The organism is Exiguobacterium sp. s64, from assembly GCF_018618035.1.
Lineage (GTDB): Bacteria > Bacillota > Bacilli > Exiguobacteriales > Exiguobacteriaceae > Exiguobacterium > Exiguobacterium mexicanum_A.
This window is the reverse complement of record NZ_JACSLH010000001.1, coordinates 1-26,895: the sequence shown is the minus strand read 5'-3', so window position 1 is coordinate 26,895 and position 26,895 is coordinate 1. Positions and strand designations below refer to the sequence as shown.

26 protein-coding genes are annotated in these 26,895 nt (G+C 50.1%); 10 read left to right on the top strand and 16 right to left on the bottom strand.

Features of this window, described 5'->3' with window-relative positions; all coding sequences use genetic code 11:
* Nucleotides 1-107: 107 nt before the first annotated feature.
* From KNP64_RS00125 to KNP64_RS00105, 5 genes are all read right to left on the bottom strand, one after another.
* Nucleotides 108-1,151, bottom strand: a complete 1,044-nt coding sequence (locus KNP64_RS00125) for a LacI family DNA-binding transcriptional regulator (RefSeq protein ID WP_021066665.1) — start codon at nucleotides 1,149-1,151, stop codon at nucleotides 108-110.
* A gap of 38 nt (nucleotides 1,152-1,189) precedes the next feature.
* Entirely contained in the window at nucleotides 1,190-2,713 is a 1,524-nt protein-coding gene (locus KNP64_RS00120) for an alpha-amylase family glycosyl hydrolase (RefSeq protein ID WP_214791769.1), read from the bottom strand.
* Between the two features lie 23 nt (nucleotides 2,714-2,736).
* Nucleotides 2,737-3,570, bottom strand: a complete 834-nt coding sequence (locus KNP64_RS00115; RefSeq protein ID WP_034776607.1) for a sugar ABC transporter permease — start codon at nucleotides 3,568-3,570, stop codon at nucleotides 2,737-2,739.
* A gap of 1 nt (nucleotide 3,571) precedes the next feature.
* On the bottom strand, nucleotides 3,572-4,924 hold the full coding sequence (locus tag KNP64_RS00110) for a carbohydrate ABC transporter permease (protein WP_052090084.1): 1,353 nt from the start codon (nucleotides 4,922-4,924) through the stop codon (nucleotides 3,572-3,574).
* Between the two features lie 105 nt (nucleotides 4,925-5,029).
* Nucleotides 5,030-6,295 carry an extracellular solute-binding protein gene (locus KNP64_RS00105; protein WP_214791771.1) on the bottom strand — a complete coding sequence of 422 codons (1,266 nt, stop codon included), beginning with the start codon at nucleotides 6,293-6,295 and terminating at the stop codon, nucleotides 5,030-5,032.
* Between the two features lie 372 nt (nucleotides 6,296-6,667).
* Between KNP64_RS00105 and KNP64_RS00100 the strand changes: the two genes are divergently transcribed.
* Both KNP64_RS00100 and KNP64_RS00095 read left to right on the top strand, forming a co-directional pair.
* Nucleotides 6,668-8,452: a glycoside hydrolase family 13 protein gene (locus KNP64_RS00100; RefSeq protein WP_214791773.1), complete on the top strand. Its 1,785-nt coding sequence runs from the start codon at nucleotides 6,668-6,670 to the stop codon at nucleotides 8,450-8,452.
* A 158-nt stretch (nucleotides 8,453-8,610) separates the two neighbouring features.
* Nucleotides 8,611-9,969, top strand: a complete 1,359-nt coding sequence (locus KNP64_RS00095) for an MATE family efflux transporter (protein ID WP_214763681.1) — start codon at nucleotides 8,611-8,613, stop codon at nucleotides 9,967-9,969.
* A gap of 199 nt (nucleotides 9,970-10,168) precedes the next feature.
* Here KNP64_RS00095 and KNP64_RS00090 read toward each other — a convergent pair whose 3' ends face one another.
* From KNP64_RS00090 to KNP64_RS00080, 4 genes are all read right to left on the bottom strand, one after another.
* Nucleotides 10,169-10,546 carry a hypothetical protein gene (locus tag KNP64_RS00090; RefSeq protein WP_214763678.1) on the bottom strand — a complete coding sequence of 126 codons (378 nt, stop codon included), beginning with the start codon at nucleotides 10,544-10,546 and terminating at the stop codon, nucleotides 10,169-10,171.
* On the bottom strand, nucleotides 10,543-10,893 hold the full coding sequence (locus tag KNP64_RS00085; protein WP_214763675.1) for a hypothetical protein: 351 nt from the start codon (nucleotides 10,891-10,893) through the stop codon (nucleotides 10,543-10,545). Before KNP64_RS00085 ends, KNP64_RS00090 begins: the two co-directional genes overlap by 4 nt.
* Before the next feature lie 179 nt (nucleotides 10,894-11,072).
* Nucleotides 11,073-11,204, bottom strand: coding sequence for a hypothetical protein (locus tag KNP64_RS14890; RefSeq protein WP_256441338.1), 132 nt, complete (start codon nucleotides 11,202-11,204; stop codon nucleotides 11,073-11,075).
* Between the two features lie 275 nt (nucleotides 11,205-11,479).
* The gene (locus KNP64_RS00080) at nucleotides 11,480-12,739 is read right to left on the bottom strand and encodes a helix-turn-helix domain-containing protein (protein ID WP_214763673.1); all 1,260 of its coding nucleotides are present in this window, start codon (nucleotides 12,737-12,739) and stop codon (nucleotides 11,480-11,482) included.
* A 168-nt stretch (nucleotides 12,740-12,907) separates the two neighbouring features.
* On the opposite strand from KNP64_RS00080, the gene KNP64_RS00075 reads away from it, so the two are divergent.
* Together KNP64_RS00075 and KNP64_RS00070 are read left to right on the top strand one after the other, a co-directional pair.
* Complete coding sequence (locus KNP64_RS00075; RefSeq protein ID WP_214763671.1) at nucleotides 12,908-13,429, top strand: hypothetical protein; 522 nt, start codon at nucleotides 12,908-12,910, stop codon at nucleotides 13,427-13,429.
* 3 nt (nucleotides 13,430-13,432) lie between these two features.
* The gene (locus KNP64_RS00070) at nucleotides 13,433-14,038 is read left to right on the top strand and encodes a hypothetical protein (RefSeq protein WP_214763669.1); all 606 of its coding nucleotides are present in this window, start codon (nucleotides 13,433-13,435) and stop codon (nucleotides 14,036-14,038) included.
* A gap of 296 nt (nucleotides 14,039-14,334) precedes the next feature.
* Here KNP64_RS00070 and KNP64_RS00065 read toward each other — a convergent pair whose 3' ends face one another.
* Together KNP64_RS00065 and KNP64_RS00060 are read right to left on the bottom strand one after the other, a co-directional pair.
* Nucleotides 14,335-14,679 carry a hypothetical protein gene (locus tag KNP64_RS00065; protein WP_214763668.1) on the bottom strand — a complete coding sequence of 115 codons (345 nt, stop codon included), beginning with the start codon at nucleotides 14,677-14,679 and terminating at the stop codon, nucleotides 14,335-14,337.
* A gap of 88 nt (nucleotides 14,680-14,767) precedes the next feature.
* Entirely contained in the window at nucleotides 14,768-15,502 is a 735-nt protein-coding gene (locus KNP64_RS00060; protein WP_214791774.1) for an enoyl-CoA hydratase/isomerase family protein, read from the bottom strand.
* 152 nt (nucleotides 15,503-15,654) lie between these two features.
* On the opposite strand from KNP64_RS00060, the gene ybaK reads away from it, so the two are divergent.
* The 6 genes from ybaK (at nucleotide 15,655) to KNP64_RS00030 (ending at nucleotide 20,892) form a co-directional block, all read left to right on the top strand.
* Nucleotides 15,655-16,119 (top strand): Cys-tRNA(Pro) deacylase, encoded by a 465-nt coding sequence (gene ybaK / locus KNP64_RS00055; protein ID WP_214763665.1) that lies wholly within the window; start codon nucleotides 15,655-15,657, stop codon nucleotides 16,117-16,119.
* Between the two features lie 19 nt (nucleotides 16,120-16,138).
* Nucleotides 16,139-16,837, top strand: a complete 699-nt coding sequence (pssA, locus tag KNP64_RS00050) for a CDP-diacylglycerol--serine O-phosphatidyltransferase (protein ID WP_021066674.1) — start codon at nucleotides 16,139-16,141, stop codon at nucleotides 16,835-16,837.
* An 88-nt stretch (nucleotides 16,838-16,925) separates the two neighbouring features.
* The gene (locus tag KNP64_RS00045) at nucleotides 16,926-17,678 is read left to right on the top strand and encodes a carotenoid biosynthesis protein (protein ID WP_214763663.1); all 753 of its coding nucleotides are present in this window, start codon (nucleotides 16,926-16,928) and stop codon (nucleotides 17,676-17,678) included.
* Nucleotides 17,644-18,339, top strand: a complete 696-nt coding sequence (locus KNP64_RS00040) for a lysophospholipid acyltransferase family protein (RefSeq protein ID WP_114166384.1) — start codon at nucleotides 17,644-17,646, stop codon at nucleotides 18,337-18,339. Before KNP64_RS00045 ends, KNP64_RS00040 begins: the two co-directional genes overlap by 35 nt.
* Entirely contained in the window at nucleotides 18,339-19,406 is a 1,068-nt protein-coding gene (locus KNP64_RS00035) for a glycosyltransferase family 2 protein (protein WP_214791776.1), read from the top strand. Before KNP64_RS00040 ends, KNP64_RS00035 begins: the two co-directional genes overlap by 1 nt.
* A 19-nt stretch (nucleotides 19,407-19,425) precedes the next feature.
* Entirely contained in the window at nucleotides 19,426-20,892 is a 1,467-nt protein-coding gene (locus tag KNP64_RS00030; protein WP_214791778.1) for a phytoene desaturase family protein, read from the top strand.
* A 431-nt stretch (nucleotides 20,893-21,323) separates the two neighbouring features.
* On the opposite strand, the gene KNP64_RS00025 is transcribed toward KNP64_RS00030, so the two are convergent.
* The 5 genes from KNP64_RS00025 to KNP64_RS00005 form a co-directional block, all read right to left on the bottom strand.
* Nucleotides 21,324-22,163: a phytoene/squalene synthase family protein gene (locus KNP64_RS00025; protein ID WP_214791780.1), complete on the bottom strand. Its 840-nt coding sequence runs from the start codon at nucleotides 22,161-22,163 to the stop codon at nucleotides 21,324-21,326.
* Nucleotides 22,132-23,610 carry a phytoene desaturase family protein gene (locus KNP64_RS00020; protein WP_214791782.1) on the bottom strand — a complete coding sequence of 493 codons (1,479 nt, stop codon included), beginning with the start codon at nucleotides 23,608-23,610 and terminating at the stop codon, nucleotides 22,132-22,134. Before KNP64_RS00020 ends, KNP64_RS00025 begins: the two co-directional genes overlap by 32 nt.
* On the bottom strand, nucleotides 23,607-25,133 hold the full coding sequence (locus tag KNP64_RS00015) for a phytoene desaturase family protein (RefSeq protein ID WP_214791811.1): 1,527 nt from the start codon (nucleotides 25,131-25,133) through the stop codon (nucleotides 23,607-23,609). The genes KNP64_RS00020 and KNP64_RS00015 overlap by 4 nt, the downstream gene beginning before the upstream one ends.
* Before the next feature lie 73 nt (nucleotides 25,134-25,206).
* Entirely contained in the window at nucleotides 25,207-26,208 is a 1,002-nt protein-coding gene (locus KNP64_RS00010; RefSeq protein ID WP_214791784.1) for a class I SAM-dependent methyltransferase, read from the bottom strand.
* A 101-nt stretch (nucleotides 26,209-26,309) separates the two neighbouring features.
* Nucleotides 26,310-26,690: a YisL family protein gene (locus KNP64_RS00005; protein WP_214791786.1), complete on the bottom strand. Its 381-nt coding sequence runs from the start codon at nucleotides 26,688-26,690 to the stop codon at nucleotides 26,310-26,312.
* Between the last annotated feature and the right edge of the window lie 205 nt (nucleotides 26,691-26,895).

The window sequence follows — 26,895 nt, the reverse complement described above, 5'->3', positions numbered from 1 at the left end:
ACGTCATGACTTTTGACCGATTGCTTTCGCTTCTACTATATGCATTGAGTATATGCATTGAGATTTTCCACAAAAAAAACCTTCCGCATGATACGGAAGGTTTGCACTCATTCAACGATTTCAGTCTTCTTTTTCTGACCGCACGACTGGCGGACGACCAAATAGTGCGGCACGATGACGCGTTTCCCGTAAGGTGGCGCGCTATCACCGATCTGTTCAATCAAACAGTTCGTCGCCTCGAAACCAAGGCCGAAAATGTTGATTTCGACCGAGGTGAGCGGCGGGTTCGAGTGTTCCGCGATGTAGACGTTGTTGAAACTGACGACGGCGACATCCTCAGGTATCTTAAGGCCCATCTCACTGAGCGTGCTGATGACACCGAGCGCCATCATATCGTCACTGACGACGACGGCTGTCGGTGGTTCCTCTAGTTGGAGCAACTCGCGCACGGCTTTGGCGCCGCCTTTCGTCATGAACTCGGCCCGGGCGATATAGTCTTCGCGAACCGGGATCCCTGCTTCCATGAGCGCCGTCGCATACCCGTTGCGCCGGTCTTGCGTGACCGCCAGTTTATCCGAGCCTCCGATGAAGGCGATGCAGCGATGGCCAAGATTGTATAGATGTTTCGTCACTTCTCGTCCGGCCAAATAGTTGTCCGTGTCGACGTACGTGATTGACGAGGCATCCCCGAACGGCTTCCCGACGACGACGAACGGGAATTTCGTCTGACGTAAGTATTGAACGACCTTGTCGTCTTCTCGTGAATACAAGACGATGACGCCGTCAACGCGACGTCCTTGCACCATCTCGATGACCCCGGACAATACTTCTTCTTCGGTCACACCCGTTGTCATATAGAGCGAGTAGCCATTTTGATGCGCTTTCGTACTGATCCCGCGTAACACTTCCGGGAAAAATGGATTTTGCAGCGTCTTCGTCGCCGCGCTCGGCATGACGAGACCAATCGACTGCGTCGAGCGGTTGGCAAGGCTTCGGGCGTGAATGTTCGGATGGTACCCGAGTTCTTCCATCGAACTGCGTACACGCTCTTTTGTTTTTTGACTGATACGCGGACTGTTGGCGATGACGCGAGACACGGTCGACGGTGCGACATTGGCGTGTTTGGCGACATCTTTAATCGTGATTTGCATGATGCTCCCCTTTGCTTCCGTTAGTTCAAAGTTCCCTATCACAGGGTATCCTCAGCTGCGCTCTTGCGACGCTTCCACATGACCAATCCAGTCAAGAAAATCGGGATGGCGACCACGAGTAGACCGATCGTCCACATGTTCACTTCCGATTCTTCGACGATGTAGGCGTTCGCACTTTCTCCTGCGAGTTTGATGGTAAACGTGCCACGGCTGTCCGTGACAAGTTGTGAGAACAAGAGACCACGAAGCCGTGTATCTTCTCCGACCTCGCTTACCTCGAATTCAATCTCTCTGTCCTCGGCGTTCATATTGATGGCGTACAGCGCGACATCTTCGCCGTCACGACGTTCAAACACGGCCATGCCGTCTTTCGAAGCGATCATCCGTTGTTCACCGGTCGCAAACACCGGGTATTCGGCGCGCATCCGGTTCATCGTCGCAACGTATTCATGGAGCTCTTCATTCCCGGGAAAATCGGTCATGACTCGGTTCGCGGGATCAGCCCCGCCTGACTGGGCATTCTCCGTTCCTTGGAAGACGATTGGCATCCCCGGTGACGCGTAAAGGGCGAACAATCCGAGGCGGAGCCTGCGTTCGGCCGACTCGACACCACCTAGTTCCGCGACGTGCATGAAACGTTCGACGTCATGGTTATCGAGGAAGGTCGCCATTTGGTTCGGATCATTAAAGAACGTCTCGGCGTAACTTGCGGCCACGTCGATTTCGTCGACGTTCGCCGTCTTTTGCGTCATCGTCTTCGAGACGCGGTCATAAAACGTGAAATTGGTGATGCTGTTGAAGCCTAAGTCATCATACTCGGCGACATACTGCGGGTCCGGATCGAACACTTCGGCCAAGAGATAAAAATCTGGATCGACTTCACGGACCGCTTTGACGAAATCTTCCCAAAACGGCTTATCGACGTGGCGCACCGTATCGAGACGATAGCCGTCGATCCCGGTCTCTTCGATCCAATACGTGGCCGCCTCGAGCAAGTAGTCTTTCACTTCCGGGTCTTCGGTCTTAAAGTCGGGCAAATCGAACAGCCAGTGCGTCTCGACTTGTTCTTGATCGTTCCACAGCACAATCGGTAGCTCGTCATGGAACCAGTCTGGTTTTTCTTCGACCCACGGATGGTCCGGCCCGACGTGGTTGACGACAAAGTCGAGGATGACTTTCATATCCCGCTTATGCGCCTCATCGACGAGCTCCTGCAAATCTTCTTTCGTCCCGAATTGGGGATCGATGTCATAAAAATCTTTAATCCAATAGCCATGGTAACCGCCCGGCATGTTTTCAAACACCGGCGTCAACCAGATGGACGTGAATCCGAGCGACTCGATGTAATCAAGTTTTTCAATCACGCCTCGGATGTCGCCCCCATGAAAGGCTTTCGGGTCATTCTGATCGACCTGGTCATTGTTATCGGGATTCCCGTCAACGAACCGATCGACCATGATAAAGTACATGCGTTCCTGTTCCCACGATGCTGCTTCTTTCGCTCCGACGACTGTTGGAAACAAAAGAAGCGACAGAAGAACGAGCACGACGCCTCGCCTCATATCGCTTCCCCCTTAAGTGAGTATTATCCTTTCGTACCACCGGCAGTGAGACCCGAGACGAAGTAGCGTTGGAACATGAAGAACAAGAGAACGATTGGGAGGGCCGAAAGGACGGCGCCTGCCGCGAACAACGTGAAGTTGTTGTCGAACTGTCGAGAAATCATGTTGTAAAGACCAACCGCGAGCGTCTGTTTCTCTGGTGTCCGAAGGACGAGCGATGCCAAGATAAAGTCGTTGAACGGGCCCATGAAGTTGAAGAGGGCGATCGTTGCGACGATTGGCTTCGCGAGCGGCAAAATGATTTGCCAGAAGATACGAAGGTGACCGGCACCATCCATCCGAGCGGCTTCATCGAGCTCTTTCGGAATCGTATCGAAATAACCTTTTGCCAAGTACGTATTCATCGGAATCGCGCCACCGGCATACAGCAGAATGAGCGCTGTGTGCGTGTCGAGAAGACCGAGCATGTTGAGCAATACGTAGATGGCGATGATGGCGACGAATTGCGGCACCATTTGCAAGACGAGGAACAAGACGAGCGAGTTCTTCCGTCCGACGAAACGATAGCGCGAGAACACATAACCAGTGATCGTCACCAAGATGACAGCGAGCGCCATCGTAATGAAAGCGATTTTCAACGTGTTCACATACCATAAACTATAATCCGAAATCGTTAGATCAAACAAGTTTTTATAGTGAATGAACGTCGGATTTTCTGGAATGATTTTTGACGTGATGGTACGACCCGGGTTGAATGACGTCCCTACCACCCAAAGCATTGGATAGAGAATGATGATCGACGCAAGCGTCAAGATGACATAAGAGAACGCCAAATTGATTCGTTTTTGTTTTTTCATATCAGATCATATCCTCGTCTTTGAAAGATTTTGTCCGACGGAACTGGATGACGGCAAGTGTCATGATGAAGAATGACAAAATGAGCGTGATCGCAGCCGCAAGTCCGTATTGCGGGTTGGCTCCGAGAGACAATTTGTAAATCCATGAAATCAAGATATCGGTACCACCGGCAGTTTGTCCCGGTACAGCCGGTCCACCGCCGTTAAAGAGATAGATGATGTTGAAGTTGTTGAAGTTGAACGTGAACTGCGTGATGAGAATCGGTGCTGTTGCGAACAAGAGCATCGGTAACGTAATCAAGCGGAACTTGTCAAAGATGGTCGCACCGTCAATCGTCGCCGCTTCATATAAGTCGCCAGGGATCGATTGCAATACCCCAGTCATGAGCGTCATGATGAACGGGAAGCCGAGCCACCATTGAATCAAGATGAGCGCGCTGCGTGTCGCCGTCGGATCGGTCATCCAGTTGATCGGATCAAGTCCGAACGCTGGAAGGATCGTCGTGTTGAACACACCGAACGATTCGTTGAACATCGAACGGAAAATCAAGATTGTGATGAACGCTGGAACGGCCCATGACAAAATCAAAATCGAGCGGAACAAGCGGCGGAAGCGAAGGCCTTCTTGGTTCAAGAGGACCGCGAGGAAAATCCCGATCGCGATGACACCGACCGTCGAAGCGACCGTCCAGACGAGTGTCCAACCGAGAACGCCGACGAATGTGTCGCGCCAAATGTCGATTTCAAAAATTCGTGTGAAGTTCTCAAACCCAATCCACTCGACAAGTTTTGCCGGTGGCGCGTTGTTGTAACGATAGTTCGTGAACGCGATCAAGAATGTGAAAATGAGTGGTAATACGACTGTGAAAACGAGCAAGATGAGCGACGGGATCAACATCAAGTATGGGAATCCATGGTCGCGCAAGTTGCGGAGTTGCACTTGGAACGTTGGGACGTTTAGGTGCTGATCACGAATGCGACCGACTCGGTAGGCGTCACGAATGTTCCAGATGTAGAACGCGATTCCGAAGAAAAGTAAGATTAATGCGACAATCCCTTCTACCATCAAGAAGATGGAGTGGTCGTTACGAGGTCCTGCCACTTCGCCAAGCGTGATCAATCCCCAAAGGCCACCACGGTCGCCAGGTCCTGCGCCCGCTCCTTTGAAAAAGAGATCGTAGTTTACTGCAAAATAAGACATGATGACGATAAAGAAAGCGATCGCTTTCGCTTTTTGATTGTTATAGAATTGACCGGCTCCCGGAATGATCGAAAGTAATGCGGCGTTCCGAGCATGATTGGTCGGTTTTTCCGGACGTTGTTCCGGCGTTTTAGGGTTCGCGATTGAAGCCATCCTCAATTTCTCCTTTCAATTTGAGCAAATCAATCGAGCAAGCGTTTGCTCAATTCTAGAAAATGAGGGGGAACGCCAGTCGGCGTACCCCATCATTTCATATCCTTATTGGTTGTTTGCTTGGATTTGTTGCTCGATGACTTTAACAGCATCGTCAGCTGATTTTTGTCCATCTTGCTTGCCAGTCGCTACGAGCTGAAGCGCTTGTGCCATTGGCTCCCAAACTTGTCCCATTTCAGGAATGTTAGGCATTGGGATTGCGTTCGTTGCTTGATCGAATACCGCTTTCGCAACTTCGTTCGACGTGATTGTCTCGTTCGACTCGAGTGCTGCTACTGGTGGAATCTCGTTGTACGCTTCGAACATTTTCAATGCGTTCTCTTCGTTTGTAAGTTCTGCGAGGAACATTTCAGCCCACTCTTGGTTTTCTGTGTAAGCAGAAAGTGCGTATGTCTTCACGCCCATGAATGTCTTGATTGGCTCACCGTTTGGAAGTGTCGGCAATGCAGACGCTCCAAGGTTGACGCCAGCATCTTGGTAACCAGCTACGGCCCATGGTCCGTTCATGACTGTGTGTGCTTTCTTCTCAGTGAAGAGTTGGTCCATCGCTTGGCCGCCAGACTCGCCGATCAACCCTTTAGGGAAGAGACCTTCTTGGTACCATTTGCCGATGTAGTCGAAGCCTTCAACTGCGCCTTCGTTGTTCAAACCGATGTCTGATGGGTCGAGCGCGCCGCCGTCTTCTTTGAAGACGTAACCGCCGAAGCCAGCCACTACACCGTGTGCGAAGTAGAAGTTATCCCAAAGACCGAGGAAGCCGTACTCGCCTTTGTCTTTAAGATCTGTAGACAGCTTGTACAAGTCGTCCATTGAAGCAGGAGCTTCTGATACCAAATCCTTGTTATACATGAGGACTGGTGTTTCAACTGATTTCGGGTAGCCGTAAGCTTGTCCGTCGAACATGACAGCCGATTTCGAAGCGTCAGTGAACGCGTCAAGAGCGCCTTCGTCAGTAAGTGGAGCCAAGTGACCTTGGTCAGCGATCGTTCCGATTTGGTCGTGTGGTACGAGAACGATATCCGGACCTTTACCAGCTGGGCCATCAAGCGCCAACTTGTCTTTTTGATCCGTCATTTGGACTTCAACGACTTCAACTGCGACACCGTGTTCTTCTTCAAACGCCTTCGCAACTTCTTTCGTCGTTTCCGACTTTTCAATATCTTCCCAAATTACGATTTTTTCTGGCTTGTTCTCGTTAGTAGAACCGCCTTCGTTAGTAGAACTGTTGTCCGTACCGCCACCACATGCAGCAAGTGCACCGAAAGCGAATACTGCTGTTGAAAGTCCTGCTACCATTTTTTTCATCTTCATGATGAAAAACCTCCCCAAGGAATAGTATGGTCAGATTTGCGAAATCGCACCGACCTACTGATTTTAAACAACTCCGCTACAGAATCAGTAGGTTAGTGAAAACGTTTGCATCCTCACCTCAATTTTTATTATACAGTTGTGTAAGCGTTTTACAAGACTTTTTTTTAGGAATTTTTCCTGCTGTTGTCCCATTTATCTCTTTTTGAAGTTTTTGTAGGTGTTTTTCTTATGAAACAAGGAATCGAACGATTGACAAAATGTAAACGCTTTATTACCCTTTGCTTGAGCAAACGTTTTCACAACTGTTGTTTCTTTTCTGAACAGACAGTGTAAAATGGTTATAACCCTTAATAGAGAAAGGAATTCAAACCCATGATCAAAGAAGCCATCTACCACCGCGCCATGTCCCCTTTCGTGTACAAGTATGACCGAGAAACGATACATATTCGCTTCCATACGAAAAGAAATGATATCCAATCTGTTGACTTAATTTGGAACGACCCGTACGACTGGCACTCGGAAGACCCAGCCATGTGGAATTTCGACCCGGACAAGCCGAGCTTTTGGCGCACGTTCGAGACACCGATGGAAAAAATCGGCCATGATGATCAATACGACTATTGGTTCATCGCCATCAAACCGCCATTCCGCCGCCTCCGTTACGGCTTCCGGCTCCATGACGGCAATGAGACGGCCGTCTATACGGAAAAAGGTTGGTTCGAAGATAAACCGCTCGACGACACGGGCTACTATTTCTGCATCCCGTTCATCAACCCGGTCGACATCTTCCACGCCCCATCGTGGGTGAAGGACACAGTCTGGTATCAAATCTTCCCGGACCGGTTCGCGAACGGTGACCCTTCTAACGACCCCGAAGGTACGTTGCCGTGGAATAGTACCGAGCCGACGGTCACCAACTTCTTTGGCGGCGACTTCCAAGGAATCATCGATCATATTGACCACATCGTCGACCTCGGCATCACCGGCATTTACTTTTGCCCGATCTTCAAGGCAACGACGAACCATAAATATGATACGCTCGATTATATGGAAATCGATCCACAATTCGGGACGAAGGAGCAGTTCAAACAACTCGTCGATCTTCTCCACGAGAACGGTATCAAAGTCATGCTCGACGCCGTCTTCAACCATGTCGGCTACAACCACCCTTGGTTCTTAGACGTCGTCGAAAAAGGACCACAGTCAGAGTACCGTGACTGGTTCTATCTTCGTGACTTCCCGATCGAGACGACGCCGAAGCCGAACTACGACACGTTCGCGTTCGAAAAAAACATGCCGAAAATCAATACGGAGCACCCGGCGTTGAAAGCTTATCTATTAGAAGTGGCCCGCTACTGGGTCGAAGAATTCGGCATCGACGGATGGCGGTTAGACGTGGCCAACGAGGTTGATCACGCGTTCTGGCGCGATTTCCGTAAAACGGTCAAACAAGCGAATCCGGATGCGTACATCCTCGGTGAGATTTGGCACGATGCGCAGCCATGGCTCAAAGGTGACCAGTTCGATGCGGTCATGAACTATCCGTTCACGAACGCGAGCCTCAACTATTTCGCGCTCGACCGGACGTCTGCTTCCGAGTTTCGCAATGAGTTGACACGCGTCGAGATGATGAACACGACGAACGTGAACGAAGTGACGTTCAACTTGATCGACTCGCACGACACCCCGCGCGCCCTCACTCGGGCAAAAGGGCATAAAGGGAAGTTCAAGTTGCTCATGACGTCGATGCTCACGTACACAGGAAGCCCATGCATCTATTACGGGGACGAGATCGGCCTCGAAGGCGAACAAGATCCGGGTTGCCGTCGTTGTATGCCGTGGGACGAAGCCGAAGAAGATCGTGAACTGTTCCGCTACGTGCAGAAATTGATTCGACTCCGCAAAGAGCATCCGGTGCTCGCGAACGGCGGCTCGTATCGTTTCAATCTCGTCGACGATGAGGATAACGCCCTCATCATCGAGCGTTGTACGAAAGATGAGACGTATTTGATATACTTCAATAACTCAGATTCCGTGTCGAAGCTCAACCCGCTCGGCCATACCGGAAGCGCCTATGATTTACTGCGCGACCGTGATGTAGACTCGCTCGAAGTCGAACTGGCGCCGTTCAGCGCCACAATTTTAAAAATGAAATAAATTCGGTTTTCCACCCGTTTCGGCGGGTGTTTTTTTTGTTGAAAATAATTTACCAAATCCCTTTCTTTTTCATTTCAAAAGGAGTAACATGACCCTTGTGATTTTGACAACGTAAATATTTCATAGAGAGAATTGTAGAAAACAAGGGAGAATACACCATGCCGACAAAAGACACCGAACAGCTCAGTTTATTTAAAATCTCGTGGCCGATCTTCATCGAACTCGCACTCCATATGGGGACCGGGATCATCGCCACGCTCATGCTCGCCCATTACTCAGATGCCGCCGCTTCCGCGGTCGGCGTCGCCAACCAAATCTTGAACGTCTTCTTAATCGTCTTCAGCGTGACCTCGGTCGGAGCGACCATTTTAATTGGTCAAGCGCTCGGTGCCAACCGGATGAAGAAGAGCCGCGATTTCGCCCGTTCTGCCGTCAGCTTGAATATGTGGCTCGGCGTGCTCATGGTCGCCGTCGTCTTTTTGTTCGGCGAGACGTTCCTTCGCTTGTTCGGTTTATCCGATGAGTTGTTCGACCACGGTTTGTTGTTCTTGCAAATCGTCGGGTTGTCGCTGTTCACTGAAGCGCTCATCATGGCGCTCAGTTCGGTTCTCCGGAGTCATGGGATGACGAAGCATGCGATGCTCGCGACGCTCCTGATCGATATCATCACAGCCATCGGAGCGATGCTCGCTGTCATGGGCTGGTTCGGTCTTCCGGTCACGGGTGTCGCCGGTGTCGCGTGGGCCATCGTCATCGCCCGCTTCTCGGCCATGGTCTTGTTATTTTGGATCGTCAAGAAGCGGCTCTTGCTCCGCTTCCCGCTCAAAGAATTGATTCGTCCGAAACGCGACGACATTCGTGCCTTGTTACAGATTGGCGTCCCATCGGCCGGAGAGAACTTGTCATATCAGTTCTCACAAATCATCATCACCGGTTTCATCGCTACGATGGGCGAGGCTTCCCTAGCCGCCCGGGTATATGTCATGAACTTGTCGATGCTGGCCTTCTTGTTCACGGTCGCTGTCGCCCAAGGGACGCAGCTATTGATTGCTCGTGACATCGGCGGAAAACGGTTCAAAGAAGCGTATACTCGTGCCGTGAAGACGTTGAAGCTCGCCATGTTCGCATCGCTCGTCGCGTCGCTCGGACTCGCCGTATTCGGCAAGTCGCTGCTCGGCCTGTTCACATCGAACCCAGACATCATCGCCGTCGGAGTGCCGATTTTATGGGCGACGCTCATTCTTGAGCCAGGTCGTGCCATGAACATCGTCTTGATGGGCTCGCTCAAATCGGTCGGTGACGTTCGCTTCCCGGTCATGATCGGGATCGCCTCGATGTGGGGCGTCGCCGTCGTCTTCAGTTATTTGTTCGGCCTCCAGATGGGACTTGGCGTCCTCGGAATTTGGCTCGCCTTCTCGCTTGACGAGTGGTTCCGCGGTTTCTTCGCCTTCCGTCGTTGGAAATACGGCACGTGGCAACAAAAAGGGTTCCAATTCGAACCGAAGCCTACTTCATAAATCGAGAAGGAAAACAGAGGAGCGTCATCCCAAACGGGACGACGCTCCTCTGTTCAAAATCATTTGAAGTTTTTCAGTGCCCTCCCATTGAAGAGTGTCTTTTCTCATTTGTTCACATGAACCGTTGACTGTGTTAGAAAACAAAACGGCTATTAGAGTGGGAAGGAGTCGGGCTCCTGGATAGATAGAACAGTTTTTTTTATGTATTGGGACGTCTTCTCTGAAATTCATTGTACACCGCATCGCCCGCTCGATAGCCGATAGTGTCTAGGACCATCAGAGTGGCTCCGTCGACTTTCTTCGGTAGATAGATGATTCGGATGCCGGCACGAAGTATCTTGATATAGACATAATCCGAATACTTCCCGTGGATCGGATTTGCAGTCCCATCTAGGGGCGCGAAGATGCCTTGACGGACTTGACGTTCGATATAGCCAGCAATCTCTTTATGGCGTCTTTCACGATAGAAATGATCGAGGTCACCTTCTGAGAAAGAGGTGACCTCGATTGTTACATCGTAATGAACTTTCATTTGCTCGAAGAATGTGAACCAGAACTTCTGTGCCTTGGCGATCATCGAAGGTCGCCCTCCTCTTCTTGAAGGGCAATCGGCATATAGATATCATCTTCATCGAGATCGACGTCCGGGACATCTTTTAACACGTAAGACTTGGATCCCAGCTCTTGACGACGTTCGAACTCATGGAAGACGGACGCATCGATGAATTTGTTAAACCGCTCCTCAAGGGCCATCAAACGTTCCGCGTTTGCGACAGACATGAGAACAATCTCTTCCTCTTCTCGAGGACTTCTCACCACAAAGACTTGTGAAGGATCATTCTGGATCGCGACTTTGACACGGGTGAATCCATCCTTACGCTTCAAATCTGTAGGGGTGAGCGTATTGCGATGTTCGATAATCATTGAATTGCCCCCTTTTAAAGCGTCACTTTAAGTGTCACTTCTAATGTACCTTGATTGTAACATGAATAATCGGGTCTAGCAAAGAAGACCTGCCGAGGAGGACGAGCGATTCCCACCCCTTAATTTTGGTGACCATGTTGTCCATAAATGCCAGCCAGCCATATCTGGTGCTGAAACGTTTAGTTGCCATCAGATTCATCTTTATACATTCCCGACCGCTTTCTCAACCTGACATGCTCGATCAACGCCTGCATCTTCGGGTTTAACTCGAGCTGACTGATCTGATGTTCGTTGAAGATGATTTTACTCATGGATGCGTTCCCCCGTCTGAATGAATAGGTTCATTATATCGATTCGACCGCACGCAAAAAAACCTGAATGCGCACTTTTGATCAAGTGTCTATCATTCAGAGTTCAGTTCACACTCCTTCATAGGGACGATTTTTAAATATTTATTTAGTGGGATGAATAGGATCAATTTTTTCAGGAAGGTGATTTTGTGACCCATTACTAACACTACCTTTTGCATCTATACTTGGTGAAAAACTGAAAACTGTCATAATTGTCATGATAATCAATATTTTTTTTACCATCTGATCATCTCCATAGATTCTTCATTTTGATGAAACGCTACTAATAATTTCTGATATTTAGAATGATTTTTATTTTTATAATAATCTAAGAGTTCCAAATATCTTTTTCTTATTTCAATATAAGAGTTTTCTTTCTCGATTAACCTTAAGTAATTAGTTTCAAGTAACCGATAATATTCTTTCTCATTTTTTTTACTCTTTAGAATCATTAAATCGGCATAAACCAAATATTTCTTATGAAGCTTACACTTTGAAGAAGTATTCTCGAAAGATGAAGTAAATTCTAAAATCTCTTCCTCTTGAAGATCGTTTAAATGGAGTTTGGTTTCCCACATAGCAAGAATCAAAAGACATCGATGTTCATTTTTAGTCGAAAAATATTCTTCGCAACTCTCAAAGACTTCAAATGCCTCTTCATATCGTTTTGCATTTTTCAAGAATATACCATAGTTATACCGCGTCTCGTGTAACATATTCTCGTTACGAAATTTTGATAGCATACGCAACAACTCAATATACTCTTTTTCTGCTTCTTTCATTAAACCCAATCTTGAGTAATTAATTGCCATAACCGACTTACAAGTTATCATTCTAGTGAAATTCGTCCCTTTACCAAAAGATTCATAGGCTTTATTCATATGAATTAAAGAAAGTGATGGACTGATGTTATAGCTGTAAATTAGACCTTTCTGGTAAAAATATTCTGCTTTGTCGTCACTCACTATGAGATCTTCATTTGATTCAGCGTATTCTGCAGCTTTCTTAGAGTCTTTATACTTATTCAAGAACGACATTTTTAAAACGACAAATTTACTCATGTCGGCATTGGACATTATCTCTAAATTATCAAGGTTGTATAAAAGAGATTCAGCCTTTTCATAATTTTTTTCGTTTAATTCATAGGCCAGTTGAGCCAATAGGTATCGATTCAAATAATCACTGACTATGTAATGTGACTCCTCCTTTTCCATCATTTCAAAAGTCGATTTCATTTGACTAACTTCACTGTAAGACCAATGGTAATAAAAGTCATCAATAAGTTTTACTAGTCTTTGATGCTGGTCTTTCTCAAAATCAATTTTTTTCCCAATTCTTTCGAGAAGCAGATGTAATGTCTCTTGATTAGGAAGGTACACACCTTTTTCGATTTTGCTTAAATGTGAGATAGAACATATCCCTGTTGCGACTTCTTGTTGGGTTTTCTTTGCTTTTATACGATTAAATCGGATGATATTCCCGATATATTTATGCAATTTAATCTCCTCCACCTCATATTATCCCAAATTTCAAATGGTAAATAAATGCTATATTTTGAATAAAGCTTAGTTCAAAAGTCAATTTTTTAATGTAAAGGAGACAATGATTTTTAGGATTTTTTATTTTCACCAGATTTTTCACAAAAAATATTGGAGGTTTTTTTAATGTTTAAGTCGAAAACAATTAAAATCTTAGGTTCACTAGCTTTGAGCGCATCGATTTTATCAGGAGTACCTAATTCAGTGTCAGCAGTAGAAAATGATGTGCCTATTTATGCCCCAGTTTACGATGGAACAGTATATCAATCCACACTCACTAATACATTAGTAAAGCTTCCTAAATGGACGCATATTGCTACAAAAACATCGTCTCTTGTAGACACAGTAAACTATGAGGTTTCTCGTCGTGTATTTGCTACTGGAACTCTTACAGGTGAAACAGAATTTAAAATTTTGCAAAATGGCCTAAAAGTAACAGCCGAGGTTTCTTATGGGACGGATACCACCACATCAACTAAATTCGCCTTTAATATTCCTCCAAAATCCACGCGTAAATTAGTTTATGGTAGCATCGGTGTTGATACCACAGGAAAATTAGTCACATACTCTAATGGTTTGGTATCAAGATCAAAAGCCGTTTCTGCAGACTACAGCCGTTACAGCTACTCTCAGAATCTTGCATACTGATATATGAAAAAGTATGTTGCTTTATACGTTTTAGCGAGTGCTTTAGTATTGGCATCATGTAGCGAAAACGATTCATCAAAGAGTACTTCTTTGGGTAAGGAGAAGTCTAACGAGAAAACTGAACAAACTACCCAGGATGTTTCAGGTACAACACAGTATGTATCTATTAATGAATACATCGATAGTATGGTAGCTCAACAATTTTCATTTATAAGTTTCGAAAAAGAAGTAGAAAACAATGAATTGATCACAACCGTAACGTTCTCAGTAGATAACATTCTAAGTCCAAAATTCACTTCTACTGAGCAACAGTTTTACTGGAGTGTTCAACTTCCAACTTCTCTTTTCGAAAAGGTCTCGGACGTACCTGAGCCGGTTATGTTTGTTTCTGTATCTGCGGAAGAGTTAACAAATAGTGAGCGAGAAAAATCTCGTTATGCTAACTTTTATCGGATACAACAACGATTTGAAGTCTCAGAAGAACACGTCGCGGAAGTAGAAGAGTTGATTCAAAAAAAGGACTCTGGATACGCATTTAAACTTCATGATGAAAATTATGAAGAAGCATTCGTATTTGTTGATTTAGAATCTTTTGTAAATATAGACTGATTATTCAACAGCAAAATAGATATTCTCAACAAAAGAATTCACTTCAATCCCGAAGAGAATTCTTTTTTTACTACGCGTACTTTAAAGAATTTAAATGGTGTTTTTGCGTGGCGTTAGACGCGCCCACGCTCGTGCTTTTGACGTTGTCCTTACGCTCCGTGCCTCCCGTCAGAAAGATCCAGGAACATAGAGATGCGGCGGTGAGCCAGCAGCTCTTGTTATCGGGCCGTCAGGGGGGCAGCGGTGCGATGAGCGACTTCGCCACAAGGCGTTAGACGCTCACGCATGAGCCCGGATCACCATTCCTTCTCCCATGCCCCGTCCTCAAAGACTCCCCAATCCTCGAAGCGATACGTGATGAGCCAATGGACATGCATCACTTCATATTCGAATACACCCTTGGGTATCTCTGAGACGACGAAACTGACGTCCCCATTCGCCACCACCCATGTCCCATATAGATACACAATCTTGATCGGACGCTCTTCTCCATCCAGATAGATCACCACACGGAAATAAGGCGAGTTCCGTCCTTCATCAAACCGTACGACCTTTTCGACGCAATGTCCTCTGTCGACGACACGCATCCACTCGGGATGTTCCATCAGTTCCAAGAACACCGTCCGGACGAACGGATCCAATCCCCCGAATGCATAGTCATCAAATAGATTACGCCCATGCCGGGTACACCGAATCAAAAAGAAGCGGTCGCCATGACCGCTTCTTTTTTCATCGATTTAGGAACGCCTGCATCGCCTGCCGATGAACGTCCGTCTGACCACATTTCCGTTGCCAGATGATTTCTTGCTCGAGCTCTTCCTCGAACGACTTGGCTCGGAACAACGCCTTCATGCCCTGTACCGCCGTCGGTGACTGGGCGGCGAGCGTCTCGGCATATGTCGTCAACCGCTCCAAGTACGCCTCATCCTCGACGAGCTCGGTGACGAGACCGAACGTCTCGGCCTGTTCGGCGCCGATCGTGCTCCCGCTCCACATCCAAGCGAGCGCGAGGTCTGGGCGCATCAGACGTCGTAAATGATACGGCCCCCCGGCATCTGCGACGAGACCAATCTTGATGAAGGCCGAACTGAACTTCGTCGACCTGGCGACGAGACGGACGTCCGCCGCGAGCGCTAGACTCAAGCCCGCCCCCGCGACGACTCCGTGAATCCCGGCGATGACCGGTTTCGGACAAGCTTCGAGCGCCCGGACGAGCGGATGGTAGACCTCCTCTAGATAGAGGCCATAGTCGGCATCCCCCTCGATCGTCAAATCCTGTCCCGATGAGAAGGCACGTCCTTGCCCGACAAGGACGATGACTTGGACGGTCTCGTCTGCCACGAGCCCCTCGACTGCTTCCCTTGCCTCGCGGAGCAGCGTCTCATTCAGCGCGTTCAGTTTCTCCGGTCGGTTCCATTTGAGCCAGCCGACCCCGTTATGTCGTTCTAGTTGAATCGTTTCCATCCCAATTCCCCCTTTACTAAAATGAATCACTATTCATTTCTATATCGTCCATTCTGTTTCCTTCTTGTCATGAAAACTTTCTGAGTTCGATTGCCCGACGCTACCACTATTTGCTATTCTTAAAAGAGTCGTTCAACGAAAGGGTGGGGCTGATGCAACTGACGAATGCCGCAAGACAATTGAAACAACGGAACATCCCGTTCACGTACCACTCCTATGAAGTGGACGCGTCCGACGTCTCCGCCAAACATGTCGCCGTGTCACTCGGTAAACCGCTCGACCAACTGTATAAAACGATTTGTCTCGAGAACGAGGAGCGGCGCTACGCCTTTTTCCTCATCTCAGGAGAGTTAGATATCGATTTGAAGGCGGCCGCGAAAGCCTGGGGTGCCAAAAAAGCCACACCCGTCCCGATGAAAGAGCTCGAGGCGCTGACCGGCTATATCCGTGGCGGTGTTTCACCGATTGGGGCGAAGAAACGGTTCCCTGTTTTTCTTCATGACAACGCCAGACAAAAAGATACGATCATCATCTCGGCCGGCAAACGCGGCTACCAACTCGAACTCACACCGGCTGATTTGCTTCGGTTCACGGACGGTCGCTGGTTCACTCAATAAAAAGATGGAGGCAACACCTATGTGGAAAGAACGAATCCGCTCGTGGATTCCTAACTCATTTACGTTCGGTAACCTGTTTTGCGGCGTCTTGGCGATTGTCTATGCCGCGCGAGGAGACTTTTCGAATGCCACGTTATTGATTATCATCGCCATGATGCTTGACAGTCTAGACGGACGGCTAGCCCGTATGCTCGGAGTGGCCGGTGATTTTGGAAAAGAACTCGACTCGCTCGCTGATGTCGTCACGTTCGGGGTCGCCCCGGCACTTCTCGCCTACTACACGTTCTTTATCGATTACGGCAACTACGGTCTCTTCTTCGCCGCCTTGTTCCCGTTATTCGGTGCTTATCGTTTGGCCCGCTTCAACTTGTCGGCGACGAACGTCACGGCCAGTTACTTCTCGGGTGTCCCGATTACAGCGGCCGGCGGGCTCCTCGCCGTCGTGACGACGTTCGGGGACCAGATCAACGAGCTCCTCACCCCGATCTTCTTCACGGGTCTCGCTCTGCTCATGGTCAGCCGTGTCCGTATCCCGAGCTTTAAAGATGTGCCGCTTCCGCGCCACTCGTTCATCATCACGGTCAGTCTCATTTATTTGACGTACATGATTTTCGCCCGCTGGAAAGAATGGCCATCATTTTGGTTCATCGCCGTCACATTCTATGTCTTGTTCATTGCCTTCTCGTTCGTCAAGAAACGGAAACGGATGGCGAATTGACGGGCCCCTCTCGAGGGGCTCTTTTTTTTGCATGCATTTATTAGACGGGAACCAAAAACCTCTCTAGAATGGGGGTAGAGGTGATGAAATGAAAGTGTATCCATGGATTTGGAAATGGTTTTTGGTTTGGTATGTCGTCGGGGTCGTCCTTGTCGGCTTTGATTTGTTGCCGAGTTGGCTCGAATGGGCGAACCCTGTCTTCTTGTGGCTCGCCGGTCTCATCGGCGGCTGGGTGATTGCGGACGGTGTCCGCCACGCCCGTCTGATCGTCCCGTTCATCTTTTTCGGTTCGATCGCCGTCGAGACGCTCGGTGTGAAAACCGGGTTCCCGTTCAGTGAGTACATCTATGCCGAGGCGTTCGGTCCCACCGTGTTCGGTGTACCGGTCACGATCGGCGCGGCCTGGCTCGCCGTCATCGGCGCCAGTTTTGCCGTCGCCCGCCTATTCTCATTCAAGAACCGGACGCTCTGGCTCGTCCCGTTCCTCGCTGTTTGGCTCGACATGGCAATCGACCCGGTCGCCGCGAACGTGAAAGGGTACTGGGAATGGGCCAATGACGGTCTCTACTATGACATCCCGACGCAAAACTTCGTCGGTTGGTTCGGACTGTCGCTCATCTTCTCTTGGTTGCTTGACCGGTTTGAAGTCGAGGCGGAACCGTTGCTACTCGGACATGGACGTTATTTGTTCGTCATGCTTCACGCCTTGTTTGGCGTCACGGCCGTCAACGCTGGCCTCTACGGCATCGGTGTACTCAGCATCGTGACAGCAGCAGGCCTCATCTTGCTAGAACGGAGGAGCCGACATGATCGAAGCGAGCAAAAAGAAATGGTTCAATAACTTGTTTTCGACGTTCGTGAAAGAACGTCAAATCCGTCCGTTTTTCCATACGATTTACGTCCGGGCCGATGATGTGCCGACACCAGGATTGTTTTTGAGCACCCACAGCTCTTGGTGGGACGGGATGATCTTGCTCATGTTGAACGAATACTACTTGCGCCACGACGTTCACGTCTTGATGGATGAGGACGGGTTGCGCCGCTTTCCGTTCTTCCGTCACTTGGGCGCGTTTTCCATCAAAAAAGGCAAACTGTCGGATGTGCGCGCTTCTCTCGACTACGCCAATCGGCTGTTACTCGCAGGCAAATCCGTCTGGGTATTCCCGCAAGGACGCGAGTATCCACAAGAACATCGTCCGCTCGAGATTGGCTCAGGTGTGACGATGTTGCTCCGCCAGCCCGAAGTCCGGCTGTGCGCCATTTATTACACGTTCGCGTCGCACGCCGCCCCGCTCGTCTATGTGCGCTTCCGCAACCATACGGTCGTCTCCGAGACGAGACGGCTTCAAAAACAAGAGCTCGCCGAAGCAATCGAACGCCTATATGACGATACGCGCGACGACGTGATCACGCAGTCTGACCGCTATATCGCCTTGTTCCCGCCAAAGCGCAGCCTCGCGGATTGGACGGAACACTTGCTCCAAATTGGAAGAGGCCGCTGATGGTGATTTTATCGCTCACTTTCCTTATGTTCGTGTTCACACTCGTCAATTTACTATTTTTACGTCCGCTCACCGCACCCGTTCCCGCTCCTCCGACTGCGGTGTGCATTCCACTTCGGAACGAAGAACGGAACGTGCCAAAACTCATCACGAGTTTGAAGGCCGCCTTGCCGGATGAATGTCGCGTCTATTTATACGAGGACCGGTCTGAGGACGATACATACGAGGCACTCGTTCGAGCCATCGCTGATGATGTCCGCTTCACCATTTTCCGTGGTGTGCCGTTACCTAAAGGGTGGGCCGGTAAAGTCCACGCGTGTCACCAGTTGGCGAGCCGGACGACCGAACCGTACGTGTTGTTTCTCGATGCCGACGTGACGATCGACCCGACGTTCATCGGGCGACTGCACGGCACACTCGCCCGTGAAGGGGCGGTCTTCTTGTCAGGTTTTCCTCGTTTCCCGACACCAACGTGGCTCGGGAAACTGTTGATTCCGATGCAACACGTCTTGATCGCCCAACATTTGCCGTTGTTTTGGCGAAAGGTGCGTCATCCCGCCTTCGCCGCCGCCAACGGAATGAACGTGCTCGTGGAACGGAAAAGTTATGACGACGTCGGTGGACACGCCTCGATCCACAATTCATTGATCGATGATATCGATCTGTGCCGTGAGTTCAAGCGACGCAAAAAAGTCACATCGCTCGTCAACGTCTCGCCTTACATCACATGTGACATGTATGCGACGAATGAAGAAGTGTGGAACGGGTTTTCAAAAAACGTATTCAAGGGAATGAATGAAGCAGTGGGCATCGCCCTTTATTTCTTCTTATACTACGGCACCCAGCTGTCTGCTTTCATCGCACTCCTCGTCCGCATGGACTGGATCTCGTTCTTGGCGTGCGTGTTCGTCTTGCTCGCTCGACTGGCGATCGACGTCAAATCGGGAGGACGCCACTTTTGGCTCCATCCGTTCAGCCTCATCGCCTACTTGTTGCTCCTCGCGAGCGCGGTCGTGCGCAAATGGCGACGAAAGCCGATTTCATGGAAAGGCCGGACGTATCAATAATCTCGCTAGGAGGCACAACATGAAACATATCGCTATTATCGGGGCCGGGCTCGGCGGCTTGAGCGCCGCCGTCACCCTTGCCGTCCGCGGTTACGACGTGACCGTCATTGAAAAGAATGAACACGTCGGCGGAAAGCTCATGCCGATCATCACCGATGGACACCGGTTCGACTTCGGGCCGAATACGATTACGATGCCGGACGTGTTCCGCTCCGTCATTCGCAACAGCGGGGCCAACCCGGATGACTATTTTGAGCTCGTCAAACTTGAGTCGCACACGGTCAATCATTTCTCTGACGGTTCGACGTTCACGTTTCATTCAGACCGCGAGAAAATGGAAGCTGAGGTACGCCGTCTGACCGGCGATAAGGCCGACAAGAATCAATTGACCGACTACTTAGACGAGGCGGAGAAGTTGTTTGAAATCGCCAATAACCGGTTCTTCACACGGATGGATTCAAAAATCGATACCGGCCTTTGGGCTGACATGATGAAAGTACATCCGCTCAAGAGCCTTCATGCGCTCCATAAGAAGTATTTTAAAGACCCACGCATCATCCAGGCGCTCGACCGCTATGCGACGTATATCGGCAGCAGTCCGTACGTCACACCCGGCACGTTCGCGCTCATCTCGCACCTGGAGCTGAATGATGGCGTCTATTTCGCCAAAGGTGGGAACTGGACGATTGCAAAAGGCTTCGCCAAACGGGCGAGCGAGCTTGGCGTCGAGTTCCGGCTCGGTCATGAAGTCACAAAAATTGAAGTGACGAACGGAAAAGCGCATGCGGTCGTCATCGACCATGAAGATGTCGTGTCTTGTGACGCCGTCTTATTGAACGGAGAACTGCTCACGCAGTATCCACGACTCGTCGATGCTTCTGACCGTCCGTCGTTCCCGGTACCGACGCGTGACACGATTGAACCATCGGTGTCCGCTTTCGTCATCATGGTCGGCTTGAACAAGCGGTTGAACTTGGCGCATCATAACGTCTACTTCTCAGACGACTACGAAGCGGAATTCCGGGCGCTGTTCGACGAGGAACGGTATGCCGATGAGCCGACGATTTACATCTCGAACTCGGCCCATACCGACCCTTCGATGGGAGAAGCTGGCGACAACTTGTTCATCCTCGTCAATGCGCCGGCCCATATGACCGACATCGATGCCGAGACGTATGAACATTTGATTCGCCGACGCCTCCGGAAATTCGGCGTTGAATGGGAAGATCGCGATGTCGTCTTCCATCGCCGTGTCACCCCGCTCGACTTGACGCGTGATTTTTACGCATATTACGGGGCACTCTATGGGACATCGGCCAACTCGAAAAAAGGAGCGTTCTTCCGACCTTCCGCTCGCTCGGAAGATGTGTCCAACATTTGGTTCGCCGGAGGCTCGACCCACCCTGGCGGCGGCAGCCCGATGGTGACGCTTTCAGGACAATTTGCGGCCCGGTCGATGTTAGAGGACATACCTCTGACAATTTGAACATTTTGTGAACAGAAGATTCGACACTTGTCGACACGGGATAGACGTGATAACATCATATTCGAGTTCAAGCAGTTTTGTAACGTTTGTTACACCTGTAGCGATCGAATGGCTTCCCCGAGCCTATCGCGTTTTGAACTTGTCACACCCGAGAAAAAAGTGATGAGCGAGTTTCCCCACTCGTATCCCGCGGCTGGAACAGCATGCATTATGATGTTCCCCCTTAGTCCATCAAGCATCCTGCTTCAGCGAAGATGCCCCATTGTTTCATTCCCCATGAAACGAGGCACATCTTTAGGGTTCATCACGTCCGATTCGTTCGTTTCCCCGATGAACGAATCACACAACGCTTACACCACTTTTGGTCCCCCGCCAAAAGTGGTTTTTTTTGTGCACAAAAAAGGCAGCCGTTTTGCGACGGCTGCCTGATTTTATAACTTGGCCAACAGTTTCCCTTTTTGAATCGTCGAGACAAACGCCCGTTTCGTGAAGACGTCGTGCCCATTCTGCCGGGCCGCGTCCAAGATGCCTTCATAGAGCAATCCCGCCGCGCTGACCGGCTTCCGGCTCGTCGCAGGATATAAGTGATGGGTCTCCCGGGCCCGTACGTATAGGTGTTCGGCCCGGCGCGCCATCGTCTCCCAGACGTCGATGAACGCCGGGGTCACTTGTCGCGCGAACAAATCGGCTTCCGCGACACCGAACTCGGCGAGCAACGATTGTGGGACATAAATCCGATCTCGGTCGAGGTCTTCCCCGACGTCACGCAAAATATTCGTCAACTGCATGGCGATGCCTAAGTCGATCGCACCTTGTTTCAACTGTTGCCGTCCCGTCGCATCCACATCCGGCGCGAGGATCGGCAACAGCATCAAACCGACGGTGCTGGCCGCATAGTAACTATATTGCTCCGTCTCCTCGAGCGTCGCGTAGCGCGTTTTATGTAAGTCCCACTTCATGCCTTCAGCCAATTCAAAGAACGGTTCGACGTCCATGTCGTACCGTCCCCAAACGTCACGCAACGCCACCCAGAGCGCATCGGTCAGATGTTCACCGGCCAAGAAGCGATCGAACTCGGTCAAAAAGTCCGTCAAGCTCTCTTCAGGACGGTCGGATTCATCGACCGCGTCATCGAGCGTCCGACAAAACGCATAGACCGCGGCCACGGCCTGACGGTCTGGTTTGGAGAGCAAAGAAAAGGCCCGATAAAACGTGAGCGAGCCTTTTTTCATTACGTCTTCACAGTGACGATACGCTTCTTGTGTCGTCATGGTACAATGCCCCCATTTCTTCTTCCATTCTCTTCACTAACAGCTGCGAGCCGATCATGACGATCGGGACGCCTCCGCACGGATGCACCGATGCTCCGACAGCGTAAAGTCGATCGATATGCGCATACGGGCGAGCCTGTGGTTTGAACGCGGCCGATTGGGCCAATTTCGGAGCGATGCCGAAGCTCCCGCCTTCGAATAACCCAAATCGTTCCGCATCCATCGGCGTCCGAACTTTCATCTCAATGACACGATCCCTGAAGTCGGGGACCATCTGTTCGATCCGGCCAATCAAATGCTCGATCGCACCGCTCATTTCAAAGTCCTCACGCTCCAATTTACGTGGGACCGGCACGAGGACATAGAGAACGCTCATCCCGTCCGGTGCCAGCGTGTCGTCCATCAAAGACGGATTGAACGTATACATCGCCGGATACTTGCTTAGTTTACCATCTTCGAAGATGGTCCGCATCGACCCCGCAAAATCATTCGGCAAGTCGAATTGGTGGATCGGTAAATCGATGTCCCCGGTCACGGTGAAGTAAAGCAGGAGCGTCCCGCTCGACGGTTCGTATGATTTCGGCTTGACGCCATCAATCAACCGTTCCATGAGCGGGAAGTCGCCGTTGACGACGACCGCATCATACGGATGAACGACACCATCCACGATGACCGCGTTCGCCCGGCTTTGTTCCACCTGCACCCGTTCGACGTTCGCGTTCAACTCGAACTTGACGCCGCGTCGTCTCAACTCTTGTTCTACTTTCGTCGCAAGTGAGAAATATCCTCCCTTGACGTACCAGATTCCTTCTTCTTGTTCGCGGTACGGGATCAAACCATAGAGGGATGGGGTATCATATGGGTTCCCACCAATATAGAGCGTTTGGAGGCTGTAGGCGACGCGCAGACGCTCGTCTTTAAAGAAGCGTTTCATGTTCTCGTGGGCCGTCTCATACGCCTTCAAGCGCATGAGGAGCATCAATAGTTTCGGTTCGAACAAATCGGTCTTGCCTTTATAGCCCCGGTCTAAGAATGCATCGAACCCGAGGCGGTACTCTTCCCGTTTTTGAGTCATATACTTTCTAAAGCCGTCGCCCTCGTTGAACAGACGGTCGATTTCGGCCGCCTGACGTTCGATGTCACGGTATTTGTAGAACGTCGTGCCATCCTCGTAACGGAGGCGATAAAGCGGGTCGACCTCGATCAACTCGAGCTCTCGCTCCGGGAAACCGGCCTCGAGGAGCTGACTTTTCAATTTTCCGGGCAATAAGACGATGGTCGGCCCTTCATCGACGCGGGCACCGTTCTCGAACTCGACATAATTGAGCCGGCCGCCGACACGAGCTTCTTTTTCATAGATGGTCACGTCCAGCGACGGATATTTGTGGGTCAGGAGCAAGGCCGCGTAAAGCGACCCAATTCCGGCACCGACGAAACTGATGTTCATTGGCCGACACCTGCCCGGTCACGCAACAGGTTGGCGGTGATGCGCGCCGATTCAAAAATCGTCGGCAGTCCGCTGCCTGGATGTGTCCCACCGCCGACGAGCCAGACGTGGTCGAGCTCCTCGAACTGGTTATGAGGACGGAAATACATCATCTGTGACAAGTTATGTCCTAAGTTGAACGTCGCCCCTTCATAGACACCGAACGCTTCCCAATCGTTTGGCGTGAGCGGCTGGATCACCTCGATATGGTTCCGGATCTCACGATACGGCGAACGAGTCTCAAGTGCATCGAGGACGCGCTCGGTCATCGTCGTCTCGAGCGTCTCCCACGGTAAATTCGACAGGTTGTTCGGCACCGGGACGAGCACATAAAGCGAGGATTTCCCTGACGGTGCGAGTGTTGGATCAATCCGTGAAGCATTTTGGACATAGAACGAGAAGTCTTCGCTCAGCTTCAGGTCTTGCGTCATCTCTTTCACATTACGCTCGTAGTCGTCGGCGAAATGGATCGAATGGTGTGCGACATCATCATAGACACGGTCGAGTCCAAGATAAAGCATGAACGTCGAACACGAGTAGCGTTTCTTCTTCAGCTGTTTTGGACTCCAACGTGTGAGTGCGTCGCTTGGGACGAGTGTCGTCATCGCATGTGCGAAGTCGGCACCGACAATCACTTCGTCAAAGGCATAGTGGACATTGTTCGCTACGAGTCCGTTGACGCGTTTCCCGTCGAGCAAGAGGCGGTCAACGCCTTCTCCGAGACGAATCTCGCCGCCCTCTTCTTCGATGACGCGCGCCATTGCTGTACATAGTTGGTTCACGCCGCCAATCGGATGATGGACGCCGTAGGCATGCTCCATATACGACAGAATCGAGAAGCCGCCTGGACAATCCCAAGCAGACATCCCTAAATATTTGGCTTGGAACGTGAACGCGTACTTCAGCTCCTCGCTCGTGAAGTATTCCGATAACACGTCATATAACGATTTACCAATCGACAAGAACGGCAACGCCTTCAAGACGCGTGTAGCCACGTAATCCGTCAGCTTGTCATGCGCCGTCTGCAGGACCGGCATCAACTTCGACAGCTTGATGGCTTGTTCGGCCATGAAACGTTCATAGCCTTCCCCGTTCCCAGGGAATTGCTCTTCAATCGCCTGATGCATTTGATCACGGTCGGTCGTCATCGACAGTACCCGGTTCCCTCGATCGAAATAAAGGTCGTACATCGGTTCAAGGCGTTTCATCTCGACGTAGTCATGTAAATCGCGACCCGTCTCTTCGAAAATCTCTTCTAAAATATACGGCATATTTAAAAAAGTCGGGCCACGATCGAACGTGAATTCTCCGACTTGAAGACGAGACGTTCGTCCACCGACGAACGCCTGCTTCTCAAATACTGTTACCTTCACACCACGGCTTGCGAGCAGCATCGCAGCCGCAAGTCCTCCTGGTCCGGCACCGATCACGGCGACTCTTTTTTCCGACACGTTGAACAACTCCCTATGTGAATAGTCTCTTATGCTTCTATCTCATTATAGAAATGACTGGAGACAAGTTCAAATTTGAATCGGCTCGTCGTGTGTCCGCCATGTGTCAATTGCCGCGTTCGGCAATGACGATATACCATGATCCTTCCGGGATGAATGGGATAAAGCGAATATTTTCAAAGCCGACTTGCTGCATTTGACGGCGCAACTCTCGAATTGTCGGTAACGGATGCAAGTTGTCGTGGAGGGTCATGAACGCATTGAACGCCGAGGCAAACCGAGAGCCGAGCGGCGTCTCTGCGAGCGGAGTGACGAGGACGGCGACACCGGACGCTTCGAGGTTCTCGAGCATCCGTTCGAGCAATTCGATTCGTTTTTCTGGCGAGAAGTAATAGAGCATGTTATTCATCATGACGGCATCGAACCGGTCCTCATGATCCCATTCCATGAAATCGGCCACTTCGTAACGAATGTCGCCCGACTCATCCTGCTCCCGGGCTTCGGCGATGACGTCTTCTTCCAAATCAATCCCGGTCAACTGCCAATCGGGTTCGAGTCTGTGCAGTTTGCGTAAGTAACCCCCGTGGCCGCACCCGATATCGAGCATCGTCTTGACGTCGGCTTGCCGCAACAGCTGCTGCACGACCGGGAACGCGACCGTCTCGACGAGCGTCGACGTCTGTGCGACGACCTGGCCATGTGTCGCCCCATCGAACGTTTTCTGTTTGCCCGACTCTAAAAAGTCAGGATATGCGATGAGTGCCGGAATATGAAGTTCCATCATCTCTTGGAGCATAAAGCCGATGCTGCGCTCATCCTCATGCGACAATTGATATTTCAAACTACGTGTCGGGAAGTAACGCCAGCCTCTCTTCTTCAAATGACGAACGGCGACCCCAACGTCGAGCCAACGCTCCAGCGCGAGCTTCGTCAACGGTTGCTTCAAGCGAAGCGTCATCTCCGCAAAGCTGGCCCCGCCTTGGAGTGCATCGAACAATCCATATTTATAGCCGATATATCCGTGCCAAAGCGGCAGGAACGATTCGGTTTGTTTCATCCATCTTCGCGCGTGCAAGACGCGTGACCATTCATTCATCTGTTGTTCCATCGTTTCACCTCATCATCTTTATCACTGATTTTTTTATTTTCCCCTAATAATTTACGGACAAACAAAAAATCCCACTCCGATGTGCGAAGTGGGAACCAAACTTAAATGAAGTTGCTGAAGAACGACTGTCCATACGGCAACGCATAGCCGATGAAGATTGTCACAAGCGCGAGAATCGCAAAACCGCCGAACATCGTGCCCGCAGGTTTGTTCTTCTTCACACGGATGAGCGTCATCTCACCGAAGATGAGCGTGAGCAGTCCGACCGTGATTTTCACGTGATAGAACATGCCGCCACCGTTCAATTGTAAATACAAATAAAGTCCTGTGCCGAACGCGACGAGCAACATGAGTCGAAACACCATGTGGGCAATCTTCCCGCTCTTGTTCGCGTTCTTATAGCCGACGTAGGCGACAGCGAACAAGACGAGTAATAAAATCCAGCTCGTGACGTGCGTGTGTAGGAATGCAGTCAATGGCATTCAAAGTCCCCCTTTCCATTATGTACAATCTCTATTGTACACGAGTCGATCGCTTTACGGTCAAGCAGGACACTGAAAAATCTGATCGCCTATCAAAAAGAGGCCTGATCGAGGAATGATATGCTCCCCAATAAGTAGACAGATGAAATAACAAATCTGTTTATCTGATTGGGGAGTGTTTTTTTATGACGAGAAGTCGACATAC

Bases quoted from the DNA above. Each gene is read 5' to 3' on its own strand.
- KNP64_RS00125 (WP_021066665.1), bottom strand. From the start codon at position 1,151: ATGCAAATCACGATTAAAGATGTCGCCAAACACGCCAATGTCGCACCG.
- KNP64_RS00120 (WP_214791769.1), bottom strand. From the start codon at position 2,713: ATGAGGCGAGGCGTCGTGCTCGTTCTTCTGTCGCTTCTTTTGTTTCCA.
- KNP64_RS00115 (WP_034776607.1), bottom strand. From the start codon at position 3,570: ATGAAAAAACAAAAACGAATCAATTTGGCGTTCTCTTATGTCATCTTG.
- KNP64_RS00110 (WP_052090084.1), bottom strand. From the start codon at position 4,924: ATGGCTTCAATCGCGAACCCTAAAACGCCGGAACAACGTCCGGAAAAA.
- KNP64_RS00105 (WP_214791771.1), bottom strand. From the start codon at position 6,295: ATGAAGATGAAAAAAATGGTAGCAGGACTTTCAACAGCAGTATTCGCT.
- KNP64_RS00100 (WP_214791773.1), top strand. From the start codon at position 6,668: ATGATCAAAGAAGCCATCTACCACCGCGCCATGTCCCCTTTCGTGTAC.
- KNP64_RS00095 (WP_214763681.1), top strand. From the start codon at position 8,611: ATGCCGACAAAAGACACCGAACAGCTCAGTTTATTTAAAATCTCGTGG.
- KNP64_RS00090 (WP_214763678.1), bottom strand. From the start codon at position 10,546: ATGATCGCCAAGGCACAGAAGTTCTGGTTCACATTCTTCGAGCAAATG.
- KNP64_RS00085 (WP_214763675.1), bottom strand. From the start codon at position 10,893: ATGATTATCGAACATCGCAATACGCTCACCCCTACAGATTTGAAGCGT.
- KNP64_RS14890 (WP_256441338.1), bottom strand. From the start codon at position 11,204: ATGAGTAAAATCATCTTCAACGAACATCAGATCAGTCAGCTCGAGTTA.
- KNP64_RS00075 (WP_214763671.1), top strand. From the start codon at position 12,908: ATGTTTAAGTCGAAAACAATTAAAATCTTAGGTTCACTAGCTTTGAGC.
- KNP64_RS00070 (WP_214763669.1), top strand. From the start codon at position 13,433: ATGAAAAAGTATGTTGCTTTATACGTTTTAGCGAGTGCTTTAGTATTG.
- KNP64_RS00060 (WP_214791774.1), bottom strand. From the start codon at position 15,502: ATGGAAACGATTCAACTAGAACGACATAACGGGGTCGGCTGGCTCAAA.
- ybaK (WP_214763665.1), top strand. From the start codon at position 15,655: ATGCAACTGACGAATGCCGCAAGACAATTGAAACAACGGAACATCCCG.
- pssA (WP_021066674.1), top strand. From the start codon at position 16,139: ATGTGGAAAGAACGAATCCGCTCGTGGATTCCTAACTCATTTACGTTC.
- KNP64_RS00045 (WP_214763663.1), top strand. From the start codon at position 16,926: ATGAAAGTGTATCCATGGATTTGGAAATGGTTTTTGGTTTGGTATGTC.
- KNP64_RS00040 (WP_114166384.1), top strand. From the start codon at position 17,644: ATGATCGAAGCGAGCAAAAAGAAATGGTTCAATAACTTGTTTTCGACG.
- KNP64_RS00035 (WP_214791776.1), top strand. From the start codon at position 18,339: ATGGTGATTTTATCGCTCACTTTCCTTATGTTCGTGTTCACACTCGTC.
- KNP64_RS00030 (WP_214791778.1), top strand. From the start codon at position 19,426: ATGAAACATATCGCTATTATCGGGGCCGGGCTCGGCGGCTTGAGCGCC.
- KNP64_RS00025 (WP_214791780.1), bottom strand. From the start codon at position 22,163: ATGACGACACAAGAAGCGTATCGTCACTGTGAAGACGTAATGAAAAAA.
- KNP64_RS00020 (WP_214791782.1), bottom strand. From the start codon at position 23,610: ATGAACATCAGTTTCGTCGGTGCCGGAATTGGGTCGCTTTACGCGGCC.
- KNP64_RS00010 (WP_214791784.1), bottom strand. From the start codon at position 26,208: ATGGAACAACAGATGAATGAATGGTCACGCGTCTTGCACGCGCGAAGA.
- KNP64_RS00005 (WP_214791786.1), bottom strand. From the start codon at position 26,690: ATGCCATTGACTGCATTCCTACACACGCACGTCACGAGCTGGATTTTA.